We start from the raw sequence: 12,909 nt of genomic DNA, 5'->3' as shown, positions 1-12,909 counted from the left end.
AATATGATTATAGGAAGAGACGGAAATACAACAATAATTACTCAAGAAATAACATCAGTAAAGGCTTTAGTTAATAAGATTGAAGGTATTTATGATGCACATAAAAATTACCACCTTATTATTAAACTTTCTAGTTTAGAAAAAATACCAAAAGAAGATATATTAGAATTTTTACGTTTAAGCAACAATCATAGGGCATCTAAAAAGAGCTTTGTTATTGTATCTGAGAAAGTTGATTTAGATCAAGTCCCAGATGAACTCGCTGTTGTTCCAACCCTGCAAGAAGCTTATGATCTTATTGAAATGGAAGATATAGAGCGCGATTTAGGATTCTAAAAGTAGCTTTGAGTTTGTTTTTAAGTTTATAAACTCTAAACATAAACGCATAAACTATTTAATGAAATTAACTATTCTAGGTTGTCATAGTGCAACACCTCGTACCAATACCAACCCTACGTCACAGGTTTTAGAAATTAAAAACCATATGTTTCTTATTGATTGTGGAGAAGGTACTCAGGTAGAGTTAAGACGCAATAAGGTTAAGTTTTCTAGAATTAAGCACATTTTTATTTCACATTTACACGGTGATCATTATTTTGGATTGATTGGTTTAGTTAATACGTTTAGTCTTTTAACTAGAGAAACAGAACTTCATATTTATGCACCAAAAGGTTTAAAAGAACTTATTACACTTCAAATGAAGTTGTCTGGTAGTTGGACAAATTATCCTTTAATTTTTCATGAATTAGAATCTAAATCTTCAGAATTAATTTACGAAGATGATAAAGTTGAAGTACACACAATTCCTTTAAAACATCGTATTTATACTAATGGATTTTTTTTTAAAGAAAAAGAGAATGAACGTAAATTAGATATTAATTTAGTTAATGAAGCTAATATTGATATGGCTTATTACAGAAAATTAAAACAAGGGTTTGATGTTGTTAATGAAGACGGAGTTTTAATTAGCAATGAAAAAGTTACAAAAGATGCAATACCAGCAAAGAGTTATGCCTTTTGTAGTGATACTGCTTATCATGAAGAAATAATTCCAATAATTAAGAATTGTACAGTATTATATCATGAATCTACATTTTTAGAGAAGAATGAAAACCTTTGCAAGCCAACAAGGCACAGTACGGCAAAACAAGCAGCTACAATCGCTAAAAAAGCAAATGTTGGCACATTAGTACTCGGACATTATTCTACGCGTTATAATGACTATAATGAGTTTAAAACAGAAGCTCAAACTGTTTTTAACAATGTAGATTTAGCAAAAGATGGTAAAGCGTTTAATTTTGATTAAGTTCTTCTAAACTCATTACCCATTCTATAGCTTCATCTAAACTTTTACAACGCTTGAGACTTTTATTAAAAAATTGTTTTTCTAAAGAAGCGTTGAGATAACTGAAATCTGTATAGGTTACAATAGCAGACGCAATAAAAGTATCATATTCATTATTAAACTCAGCCCAAATTTGTGGTTTAATAGAATAAGAATTGATACGATTTGAGATATAACAAATCTTAATTCCTTTGTCTATATAGTCACTAAACCTTGAAACTATTTGTCCGGCAATATCATAATCTACATGTATACCTTCATTTAATTCAGATAATAAAAAATATTTAGTGGCATAAAAAATACCAAAAGAAAATTCGACTTTTTCATAAGCTACATGCTTAGAATATTTACTGTATTCAAACTTCATTTATATATTTTAATCCTTAAATTTATCATGAATAAAGCAATTGTAGAAATTATTTCAGTAGAAAATCATAAAATAAAATGTAATGAATACAGACCTAGGTAATTATAGAAAGTCTTACGAAAAGCAAGAACTACTAGAAGAGAACATTAATGATAATCCAATGGAGTTATTTCAAAAATGGTTTTATGAAATAGATAATAATTTTGATGTTGAAGAAGCTAATGCAATGACGGTATCAACAATAGGTTTAGATGGATATCCAAAGAGTAGAGTAGTGCTACTTAAAAAATATACTTATGAAGGTTTCATCTTCTATACCAATTATAATAGTGAAAAAGGAAAGGCTATTATAGAAAACCCTAATGTTTGTTTATCATTTTTTTGGCCATCTGCAGAACGACAAATTATTATAAAAGGTAAAGCCGAAAAGATTTCAGAGAATTTAAGTGATGGTTATTTTGAATCACGACCTAGAGGAAGTCAAATAGGAGCCATTGTTTCTAATCAAAGTGATGTCGTAAAAGATAGAGCTGAATTAGAAAATAAGCTTAAAGTTTTAGAGACAAAGTTTAAAGGTCAAGAAATTGAACGTCCTAAGCATTGGGGTGGGTTTATTATTAAACCTGTTGAAATTGAATTTTGGCAAGGAAGACCAAACAGGCTTCACGATAGAATTCGATACCAATTACAAGAAGATTTTAATTGGAAAATTGAACGTTTAGCACCTTGATTATAACTAAAACGAGATGTTTTATATTTTTTTATTAAAATTTTCTACAATTTTAAAATGTGAAATAGTTTCAATTTGTCTAATCTTTATGAATAGTTTCTCTGTAGAATATAATTATCTAAAACCGATGAAATACTTTTTTTTTACGCTGTAATTCATGTTTTTGTTTATGAAAAAGGTATTTCATCGATTATTCGCATTAAAAATCGATGAAATACATGTTGTTTGTCGATTTTAACATTTTATTAACAGTTTACCACAGTTATGAGGTTAATTTAGCAGTCCCAAACCTAATTAACCTACATTATGAAAATTACTAAACTACTACCTATACTGGTTGTTTTAGCCCTACTTAGTATTACATCATGCGCAACAGATAGCATGGATGAAGATGTTGTTAACTCTATAGAAATTCCGACGCCACCTGATGCAAAAGAAATTGAAATAGAAATAATGGAACTTATTAATGCCTATAGAATTAATGAAGGCTTAAGTTTGTTAGAGCAACACACAACGGTTAAAGCTGTAGCTTCTACACATACGGATTATATGATTGAAGTAAATAATGTGTCTCATGATAATTTCTTTTTGAGAAAACAGAGTTTAGAAGAGAATGCAAGTGCAAATCACGTTTCAGAAAATGTAGCTTATGGTTTTAATTCTGCAGAATCAGTTGTAAATGCTTGGATAGCTAGTCCTAGTCATTTAGAAAATATTGTTGGTGATTTTACTCATTTTGATGTGTCAGCAGAACAAAACAGTAATGGAAAATGGTATTTTACAAATATGTTTATCAATAAATAAATTTCTGTTTATTTTATTCTTAATTTGATTAATCTTTGTCTTTTCCTACACTACTTTGATCTCAATAAAAGGAACAGCGTACAATTTTTTTTTAAAACAGATTTTCGTGTTTTCTTGTTCCAATTATTAGAACGATAACGTGAATATTCTAAATTTTGTTTTGAATGTGTATAAAGAATATTTGGAGTTGTTAGATACATTGATGTCTCTAGTTTAACACTATTTGGCTTTACTGTCTCAATGCCTATAAATATTCCTTTTTCTGTATAAGGAATTGTTTTATCTTCTAAATTTAGTTTGTGATTTCTTGTATTTATATCTGGTTTTATAATGATATTTTCATAATATAAAATCTCTCCAGGATATCCATTATCTTTTATAGCATAAAAAGCTAATCTGTAATAGGTTTGATATGTCTTATAATCTTCATTACTTATATAATTCAATTTTAAATGAAGTTCAGTTAATTTTCCTTTTTTATGTTTTGGGTTTTTAATTAATGTTGCTGTTTCTGAACCATCGGTTACTGAAGCAGGAAATGTTTGTTTTCTTGTTCAAGTTGAAAGATTTACTTTTTTATTTTCATATTTCTTTATTTTATTAAAAATCAAAACTTCATCTAAAGCTTCTATCATAGGTTCAAGTTCTATGTTATATATCGAATCTACTATATTAATAAAGCTTTTTAAGCTTCGTTTTATTGTTTGGTAACCGATAAGTGATATTACTAGTGTTTCTTTAATAAATGCTTTAGAAACAGAAATATCATGCTTACCATTTTCATTACTATAAGTGCCTATATTCTTACCTTTAATAACAAAATTAGCATAGGTTAGGTGTTCTTTAGTTTCTTTGTATAAAATGCTTCCTTTTAAGTTTTGAGAATGAATAGTTAGATTTATGAAAAGCAAGATTAATAATAATATATGTTTCATCATTTTAATTGCTTTTACTTTTTTTAATACCAAACTCAGATTGCCCTTTATTAATATCTGTTTTTTTGATATTAAAATTGTAACAAATAAAAAAAGCAAGCCTATATAGGCTTGCTTTTTTTATTGTATTAAAGTTTTGTGATTTTATTCTTGAACACTATCAATAATATAAAAATAAGAACGTCTATTTAATTGATGTTCTTCTTTAGTACATTTAGAACCATTTCCACAGTCATTAAGAAGTTGTGTTTCACCATAACCTATAGCGCTTTCAATTCTATCAGAACTAATATCTCTAGATAAAATATAATCTCTAGTTGATTTTGCACGTCTATCAGATAATTTTAAGTTGTATTTATCACGACCTCTACTATCTGTATGAGATTCAATTTTAATAATCATTTCTGGGTGTTTACGAAGTACATCTACTATGTTTTCTAATTCGTATTCAGCATCCGTTCTTATATCTGATTTATCAAAGTCAAAGAATATAGGATTAATAACAATTTGATTTTCCATTATTAATGGTCTCAATGATAAATCTAAAGTGTTTACTTTTTCATTTTCATTACCTGTAGTAATAGAAGCTTTATCATCCGCATAATCAGATTTTGTACCTAATAGCGTATATGATTTGTCACATTCAACATCAAATGTATAAGCTCCATCTTCTGTTGTAATAACTTCTTCAATAATTTTACCAGTTTCGTCAATAAGTTGAATAGTAACACCACTTAAAATAATATCTGTTCTTTGTTCTCTTGCAACACCTGTTATTTGTTGGTTACATTCAGTTATAGAATAACTATAGATATCATCACTTCCTTTACCTTCTGGTCTATTAGAAGAGAAGTAACCTTTTTGAGTTTCACTATCTATAAAATATGCGAAATCATCATAACCACTATTAAAAGGTGCTCCAATATTTACAGGGCTTGAAGGTATTTCAACTTGTAATATATCAGACTTAAAAATGTCTAATAATCCTAAGTTTAGATGTCCATCAGAAGAAAAGTAAAATGTGTTATCATCACTTACAAAAGGAAACATTTCTCTTCCTTCAGTATTAACATCTTCTCCTAGATTTGTAGGTTCTCCATAAGTCCCATCCTCATTAATTGTAACGGAATATATATCTGTTTGACCAAAACCACCTTCACGATCAGAAACAAAAAATAATGTTTTGTTATCAGTACTTAAAGCTGGGTGACCTGTAGAATATAAATCATTGTTAAAAGGAAGTTCTTCTACATTAGACCATTGTTCATCAACTAACGTTGCTTTAAAAATCTTAAGGTGAGTCGTTCCTTCCTTATCGTATTTTAAGCGATTTCTTTTACTAGTATTATCTCTAGTAAAATACATAGTTTGACCATCATTTGTAATCGCTATAGAAGCTTCATGATAATCTGTATTTATTCCTTTTGCATTAATTTCGCTAGAAGTACCATAAGTTTGAGTTCCATCTTCTTCGATAGTAACTTCAGTTTGAAATATATCTAAGAAAGGTTCCTTATTCCAATTATATACTTTTTTATCATTACTATTTGCAGAAGCAAAGTAAAGAGTGTTATTAAACATATAAGGTCCAAAATCAGAATTTTCAGTATTGAAATCTAAATTTTCAATTTCTACTACAACATCATTATTCTTAGATGTTAATTTATCAAAGATATCAACTTCATCAGGGTTATAACCTGTAAGTCTACTGTCTCCATGTTGTGCTTCGCTAAGTTTTTTAAACCATACATCTGCTTCTTTGTAGTTTCCTACACTTCTAAGCGATTGTATATATTTATAAATATACTCAGTTTCAATATCGTCATGTTCTTCTAATGCTTTCTGATACCAGTAAACGGCTTTTTCAGAATTAGAATTATTGTAATATGCATCACCCAAACGTGTTAATACGTGGGCACTATTACTTCCTTTTTCAACTGCTTTTTCGTATAATTCTATGGCCTTTACATAACCATAGTTCTCAAAAAATTTATCTGCCAATTTTGTTTGGGCAAAAGAGAAAGAACTACTTAAAACTATAACGAGCGCTAATATTTTGGTCTTCATAATTGGGGTCTTTTTAGAAATATCTAGGCGATTTAATACGTTTACTTTTAAAGACTTCAAACATTAGTAATACTTCATGTGTACCACTAGTGTATGGTCTTATATCTGAAATTGGATATTCGTATGCGTAACCAATTCTTAATTGTTTTGATATTTGAAAATCTGCAATACCACCAAAAGCAGCTGCATTTTCATTAACTCTATAGGCACCGCCTAACCAAAGTTTATCATTGAACAGAAAGTTTGCTGAAATATCAAAAGATAAAGGAGCTCCGTTTGTAGCTTTTAACAATGCTGAAGGTTTTAGCTTTACGTTTTTACTTAAATCAAAAACATAACCACCAGTAAAGTAATAACTATTACGTTCTGTAGCAACATAATCAACAGAACCATTTTCTCCTTTATTGTAATCTGTGCTTAGTATTCTTGGAGAAGAAAGTCCAAGGTACCAACGCGATGAATGCAAATACAAACCTGCACCAAAATTTGGACTCCAACGATTAGATACATCATTGAAAAATTGGTCATTTACTACAGATGGATCAGTTAACAACTCTTCGTCTAAACTGTAATGTGTTAGACCTCCTTTTACTCCAAATGCTAATTTTACATTTTCACTAGCTTTAATGGTGTATGAATAATCTGCATATAGGTATGAAAAATTTTCATAACCTAGTTTATCATTGATAAAGGATAAACCTACACCCATGTTTTCATTTCTTAAAGGAGAATGAACTGATAATGTTTGTGTTTCGGGGCCGCCTTCTAAACCGACCCATTGGCTTCTATGTAAACCTACAACACTTAGTGTTTCTCTACTTCCTGCATATGCCGGATTTATAGAAATAGTGTTAAACATATACTGCGTAAATTGAGGTAACTGCTGAGCAAAGGCAGTAGAAACACTCAAAAATAGTATCGCAATACTTATAATTTTTGATAACTTCATTGGTTAAGTTTTTTATTAATTTGTAGCTACGTAAATTGGACCAGCAAAAGGTTTCAATCCACTATTTTTTAGGTTAATAATATAATAATAAGTACCAGTTGGAACTTTTCCAGAACTTCCAATAGAAGAACTATGAGATTGTCCATTCCAATCGTTTAAGTAATTGTTTGATTTATATATTTCGGCACCCCAACGATTAAATATTTGAAGTTCAATTACAAATCCACAATCTTCTACTCCTGTAACAGTGAAGAATTCATTATGAACATCTCCGTTAGCTGTAACTGTTTTAGATATTACTAAGTCGTCTTCACCACATGCTAATACAACACAATCATCATCTAATGTTACATTAACTTCAATATCTGCAGGACAAACATCGTCAGTAATAGAGTACATAAAAGTATACTCACCAACTACTGCTGTAGAAGGATCAAATAAACTTCCATCTATAGTAGCATCGCCAGAAACAACACTCCAAGTTCCGCTCATGTCAAAGTCACCAGATAATAAATCGAATAAATCAAATTCAGAATCAAGAATACAACGACTAGCGTCTGTAGTTTGAATTGTATTTGTTAGTTCAACATTAATATTCTGCGTAAATAAAGCTTGATTTCCACAATCGTCTGTAACAGTCCATGTTCTAGTAATTGTATAGTTTTCAGCATTATTAGTTTGAGTTGATTCTTCATTAAAACTAATATCTACATTATCAGAACAAGAATCTTCAAATTCTAAAGCTGGTACATCAGGAATATCATTACATAATACATTGATGTTTTCTTCAAAATCAGTTATAGCTGTTGGAGCCGTGTTATCTTGAACATTAATAATCTGTGTATGTATAGCTTCATTACCACAACTATCTGTTGCAGTCCATGTACGTTCAATAATATAATCTCCTATACATGAGCCATCAGTTATTTCTTCAACAAAAGTAACATCTGCTGTTCCACAGTTATCAGTAGCAGTTAATGTTTCTGCTGTTGGTACAGTATCACACTCAGCAACTAAATCAGCTGGTAAAGTTTCATTAAAAGCAGGTGCTGTTGTATCTTGAACAGTAATTGTTTGAACAAACATTGTAGTATTGTCACAGTTGTCAGTTAAAGACCAAGTTCTAGTGATAATAGAAGCACTAGGACAAGTCCCTTCTTCAACGCTATCCGTATAAGTAGCTTCAAGACCTGTTGTACAGTTATCATTTTCATCAGTAACATCACCTGTAAGTGTTAAGTCAGTTACATCAATATCACATTCTATCGTGATATCTGCAGGAACTGAGAAAGTTGGTGCTGTTGTATCTTGAACAGTGATTGTTTGTACAAACTCTGTTGTATTTTCACAGCTATCAGTTAATGACCATGTTCTTGAAATAATTGATAAGCTAGGACAATCTCCTTGTTCAACGCTATCTGTATAAGTAGCCTCAAGATCTGTTGTACAGTTATCATTTTCATCAGTAACATCACCAATAAGTGTTAAGTCAGTTACATCAACATCACACTCTATTGTGATATCTGCTGGCACTGTGAAAGTTGGTGCTATATTATCGTTTACAATAATTGATTGTAAACATTCTTGGCTATTTAAAACTGTCGTTTCATCTTCGTCACGTACACCGTTAGCATTTGTATCTTCATAAGATGTAACAGTATAAGTACGTGTAATAGTCTGTTCGCATGTTCCTTGATCACTGCTATTTTGAGCAGTAATTTCAATAATTCCACAAGCATTATTTCCTACAATACCATCTCCATTACCTAAAGCTTCAAACGCTTCAATAGTATATGATGTTTCTGTTGGTATATCTCCGTAACAAGCTACAGTTGTTTCTTCAAATGTTGGGCAAGTCACTTCAAATTCACAGCATATTGCTGCTTCACCAGATAAGGTAATAATGTTACATGAATTAGCATCTTGTATTTCAACATTATAAGGCTGATCACCAGAAATTGCTTCAGATGTCCAAGTATATGTACCATTATCATTTGTAACCCAAGTTCCAGGTTGTCCAACTCCATTTGCTGTAAAAGGAGCAGTTCCGGTAAATGTAGCAACTACAGTGTAAGTAGTACCATCTTCAGAACATTCTAATTCTTCTGTTGCTACTAAAGTAATATCATCTGTAAAGTTAACTGTAACCGCTAATCTTTCTAAACTCTCACATCCTTGTAATGTCGTTTGAGTTCCATAATAAGTTTCTTCATCTATTAAAGCTTCAGAAGAATCAATAGGTGTTGTATCTGTTTCACTTGCGTACCATTGAATGTTTTCTCCGGTTGCATTTAAGTCAGCTATAGTAGGCTCACTAGATTCACAAAACTCCTGAACATCTTCTCCTGTAGGTGTAGCTGTTTCATTTAAACTCACCGTAATAGTTGCAGGCGATGATATGGATCCAATGATATCTGCAATTGTATATTCTACAGAAGCTCCTGTAAAGCTTGGTAAAACTTCAAAGACTACAATGCCGTTGCTACCTACTGTAAATGTTCCTTGTCCAGAAATAGTTACTGTATTAGTCGCTGTTAATGTAATTGGATCTATAAGTAGAACAGAGTTAGGATCTATACTGTAAGTACCTTCAGTGTCATTTTCTAAAACATTGATTTCAATTTCTGTATTTTCTTCAATAAAGCAAATAGAATCATCATCAGCCATCGGAGTTACTATCTGAGAAGGGCATCGAGCACCATCTCCAGGTTGTACATCAATTAGACTACTAAATAGTGTTGCAGCCAAATTTCCTGTGTGTGGTGTAGCAATCCTATAAATATTTCCAGAACTGTTGTTTGCAATAAACATGTTTCCAAGAATATCCATGTAAGCGGTTCCAAAAGAATTATTAGTTTCTGAACTTAAACCAGTTACTAAACCAAGGTCGTCTACTGTATTAGTATTGGTATTAAAACGCAATAACTTTCTGTTAGTTGTACTTGTAACCATGTAGAAATTACCATCTACAGGATTGTGCGTTAAATCATTTATATTTACTGTGTAGTTTAATAATGTTGTAGCTGTTAAGTAATTAGGGCTTGACGGGTTTAAGTCAATAGAAACAAATTTGTTTTCTCCATATAAAACCAAGATTCCATTATCGTCTATATCTCCAGAACTGTAATCACCGATAGTAAATGAACCAGTAATAGGAAGAAGCTCAACATTAGCAGAGGCATCAATTTTTACAACATTATTGGTTGATTGTTGTAAACCATAAATATTATTATCTAAAGTGTTGTAACCTATGCCGTTAACAAATTGAGATACTGAGGTGTCTTCAATTAATGGCGCTTTTATTAAGGTTTGAGTATGTGTTGCTAAATCATAAGAATATAATCCTGAAACATAATTATTTTGACTGTCTCTTTCATTAACAATAATATAAGCAAAACCATCGTCACAATCAAAAGGTGTATTTAAACATTCAGAAGGTGATGAACCTGTTAAATCAAGTGATCCACATTCATCAGATATAGTAACATTATAAGTTTCAACAGTACTTTCAATTTCACTAGAAAGCCAAGTTGTTGTTCCATCATTGTTATCTGTAAAAGTACCTGGTTGCCCATCTCCAGAAGCTGTAAATGGTGCAGTTCCGTTAAATGTAGCTTCAATAGTATAAATAGTTCCTAAATATGTAACACAACTTGTTTCTACAGTACCAACTAAAGAAATTTCATCGTTATAATTAACTGTAACAGCTAATCTTTCTATACTTTCACATCCTGCAGTACTAGTTTGAGAAGCGTAATAAGTAGCTCCTTCACTTATAGTGGTATCAGAACTTAAAGGATTATCACTATCTGCATTAGCATACCAAATTATATCGTTTCCGGAAGCTTGTAAATCAGCTACAGTAGGATTTTGGCTTTCACAAAATTCTTGAGTAGCTAAACCTGTTGGTGCTTCAGTGTCGTTTAAGTTGATAGTAATAACTCCTGGTGTAGAAGTAAACCCTATAACATCAAGAATTGTATATTCAATAGAAGTCCCTGTAAAACTAGTTAAAGGTTGAAATGTAACCTCTCCATTTGAACCTAAAGTAAATGTACCTTGGCCAGAAATTGTTACAGAGCTAGAAGGTAGCGAAGTAATAGGATCTGTAAGTTGTACAGAGTTTGCATCAATTGCGTAAGTTCCTTCAGAGTCATTGTTAGCTACATTAATGGTAACCTCTGTAGTCTCAGGAGTTATACAAACATCATCAGCAATAGCCATTGGTTTAGTAGGTTGCGAAGGGCAACGTGCACCATCACCAGGGCTAACACCTGGTAAATTACTGTAATAAGTCGCTGATAAACCACCTAAATGAGGTGTTGCTATTTTATAAGTATTACCCGATACGTTATTTGCAACATACATATTACCTAGACCATCCATGTAAGCTGTACCAAATGAATTAGACAACGTCTCAGATTCTAAACCAGATACAATACCTAAGTTAACAATTGTATTAGTTACAGGGTCAAATTCATATAAGAACCTTGTTGTAGAACTCGTTAACATATACAATTTATTATTAACGGGGTTAAATGCTACATCATTAACGCTAATAGAATTTTGTAATTGTAATACTGTGTTGGCAACTAGGTAGTTTGAACTAGAAGGGTTTAAGTCAATAGAGACAAATTTGTTGCCTCCGAATAAATAAAGGATACCGTTTTCATCGATGTCTCCAGCGGCATAAGTATTGCCATTGTAATTCGTTAAACCTGTAACTTGTAATAATTCTAGATCTCCGTTACTATCAATTTTAACAACCTTATCAGTTTGTTGTAATAAACCATATAAATAATTATCCACAACATTGTAACCAATTGCGTTTACAAACTGAGAGGTTGTAGTATTCGGGATAAGTGGATCTTTAATTAAACTAAGTGTGTTTGAAGATAAATCAAATGCATATAAACCCGTAACGTACACATTAGAAGTTATTACGTTTGTTAGAATATATCCAGAACCATCTGTACAACTAAAAGGAACATTTGCTTCTCCGCTTAAGGTTTGTTTTAAATCATCGTAGTTAGATTCAGGAAAGTCTCTATAAAATAAGGAAGTTTCATTCATGTCCTCTAAGGGGACTTGATTTAGTATGGAAGAGTTTTGATTCATTGGATTCAAAACTTGACCAAAAGAGTTAAAACTTATCATAACTAATGTCATGACAAACACTAAAGACATCAGAGGTCTTGAGAGTGTTTTTGATTTGGGTTTGTATAAGTGTTTCATTTTAAGCTTTTTAGATTAATCGGGCTATGATTGCTTTAAAAATTGTTTATATATTAAAAATTAGGATAATGTTTGATTAAAGTAAGTATATGGTTTAGATGGGTTAATAACTTTATTAGGTCTTATATCTGTAGAATCTATATTATTTGTTTTCAAATAGTGAAGATTATATACATGTTTTTTTTGATCTTTAAAAATTTTAAACAAAAGATTAAAAGTCTTAAAAGCTTGCTTATGTAGCTCAATGTTTTTTTCTAATTCCATTACATTTATATTAAAATTAATATGTCGCTATTTTGTTGTTAGGTTATTAGAGTGTCTAATTTTAAAATTTATCATTTCATTTTTAAACAGATCTATGACCTAATTTGCGTAACTATAATATTTTAGAGGGAGGGAGTTTGGTGTTTTTTATCCTAAATACCAAAAATGGATTTATTAATATATTTTTTGTTTTGAGGTCTTTTACATTAATTT

At 30.8% G+C, this 12,909-nt stretch carries 10 protein-coding genes; 4 read left to right on the top strand and 6 right to left on the bottom strand.

The window, feature by feature from the left end:
* The first annotated feature begins 3 nt into the window (after positions 1-3).
* Both H0I32_RS02140 and H0I32_RS02135 read left to right on the top strand, forming a co-directional pair.
* Entirely contained in the window at positions 4-336 is a 333-nt protein-coding gene (locus H0I32_RS02140) for a ribonuclease Z (RefSeq protein WP_173586955.1), read from the top strand.
* Positions 337-397: 61 nt separating this feature from the next.
* Complete coding sequence (locus H0I32_RS02135; RefSeq protein WP_179313923.1) at positions 398-1,306, top strand: ribonuclease Z; 909 nt, start codon at positions 398-400, stop codon at positions 1,304-1,306.
* Here H0I32_RS02135 and H0I32_RS02130 read toward each other — a convergent pair.
* Positions 1,293-1,712, bottom strand: a complete 420-nt coding sequence (locus H0I32_RS02130) for a hypothetical protein (protein WP_173586957.1) — start codon at positions 1,710-1,712, stop codon at positions 1,293-1,295. The genes H0I32_RS02135 and H0I32_RS02130 overlap by 14 nt on opposite strands.
* An 82-nt stretch (positions 1,713-1,794) precedes the next feature.
* Between H0I32_RS02130 and pdxH the strand changes: the two genes are divergently transcribed.
* Together pdxH and H0I32_RS02120 are read left to right on the top strand one after the other, a co-directional pair.
* A complete protein-coding gene (pdxH, locus tag H0I32_RS02125; protein ID WP_179313922.1) occupies positions 1,795-2,442 on the top strand; it encodes a pyridoxamine 5'-phosphate oxidase in 648 nt (215 codons plus the stop codon).
* A gap of 306 nt (positions 2,443-2,748) precedes the next feature.
* Positions 2,749-3,246, top strand: coding sequence for a CAP domain-containing protein (locus H0I32_RS02120; protein WP_173586959.1), 498 nt, complete (start codon positions 2,749-2,751; stop codon positions 3,244-3,246).
* Positions 3,247-3,296: 50 nt separating this feature from the next.
* On the opposite strand, the gene H0I32_RS02115 is transcribed toward H0I32_RS02120, so the two are convergent.
* From H0I32_RS02115 to H0I32_RS02095, 5 genes are all read right to left on the bottom strand, one after another.
* A complete protein-coding gene (locus H0I32_RS02115; RefSeq protein ID WP_179313921.1) occupies positions 3,297-3,692 on the bottom strand; it encodes a hypothetical protein in 396 nt (131 codons plus the stop codon).
* 108 nt (positions 3,693-3,800) lie between these two features.
* Positions 3,801-4,184, bottom strand: a complete 384-nt coding sequence (locus tag H0I32_RS02110) for a carboxypeptidase-like regulatory domain-containing protein (RefSeq protein WP_179313920.1) — start codon at positions 4,182-4,184, stop codon at positions 3,801-3,803.
* 141 nt (positions 4,185-4,325) lie between these two features.
* Complete coding sequence (locus H0I32_RS02105; protein WP_173586962.1) at positions 4,326-6,248, bottom strand: OmpA family protein; 1,923 nt, start codon at positions 6,246-6,248, stop codon at positions 4,326-4,328.
* Between the two features lie 13 nt (positions 6,249-6,261).
* Positions 6,262-7,197: a type IX secretion system membrane protein PorP/SprF gene (locus tag H0I32_RS02100; RefSeq protein ID WP_179313919.1), complete on the bottom strand. Its 936-nt coding sequence runs from the start codon at positions 7,195-7,197 to the stop codon at positions 6,262-6,264.
* 15 nt (positions 7,198-7,212) lie between these two features.
* Positions 7,213-12,432: a DUF6923 family protein gene (locus H0I32_RS02095; RefSeq protein ID WP_179313918.1), complete on the bottom strand. Its 5,220-nt coding sequence runs from the start codon at positions 12,430-12,432 to the stop codon at positions 7,213-7,215.
* Between the last annotated feature and the right edge of the window lie 477 nt (positions 12,433-12,909).

The organism is Winogradskyella sp. HaHa_3_26 (assembly GCF_019278425.1).
In the GTDB taxonomy this organism is placed as follows: domain Bacteria; phylum Bacteroidota; class Bacteroidia; order Flavobacteriales; family Flavobacteriaceae; genus Winogradskyella; species Winogradskyella undariae.
Note: the sequence above shows the minus strand (reverse complement) of the source record. Positions and strands in the feature narration are given on the sequence as shown.

What these genes read in the sequence shown, in the direction of transcription:
- H0I32_RS02140 (WP_173586955.1), top strand. Translation starts at nt 4, where the DNA reads ATGATTATAGGAAGAGACGGAAATACAACAATAATTACTCAAGAAATA.
- H0I32_RS02135 (WP_179313923.1), top strand. Translation starts at nt 398, where the DNA reads ATGAAATTAACTATTCTAGGTTGTCATAGTGCAACACCTCGTACCAAT.
- H0I32_RS02130 (WP_173586957.1), bottom strand. Translation starts at nt 1,712, where the DNA reads ATGAAGTTTGAATACAGTAAATATTCTAAGCATGTAGCTTATGAAAAA.
- pdxH (WP_179313922.1), top strand. Translation starts at nt 1,795, where the DNA reads ATGAATACAGACCTAGGTAATTATAGAAAGTCTTACGAAAAGCAAGAA.
- H0I32_RS02120 (WP_173586959.1), top strand. Translation starts at nt 2,749, where the DNA reads ATGAAAATTACTAAACTACTACCTATACTGGTTGTTTTAGCCCTACTT.
- H0I32_RS02110 (WP_179313920.1), bottom strand. Translation starts at nt 4,184, where the DNA reads ATGATGAAACATATATTATTATTAATCTTGCTTTTCATAAATCTAACT.
- H0I32_RS02105 (WP_173586962.1), bottom strand. Translation starts at nt 6,248, where the DNA reads ATGAAGACCAAAATATTAGCGCTCGTTATAGTTTTAAGTAGTTCTTTC.
- H0I32_RS02100 (WP_179313919.1), bottom strand. Translation starts at nt 7,197, where the DNA reads ATGAAGTTATCAAAAATTATAAGTATTGCGATACTATTTTTGAGTGTT.
- H0I32_RS02095 (WP_179313918.1), bottom strand. Translation starts at nt 12,432, where the DNA reads ATGAAACACTTATACAAACCCAAATCAAAAACACTCTCAAGACCTCTG.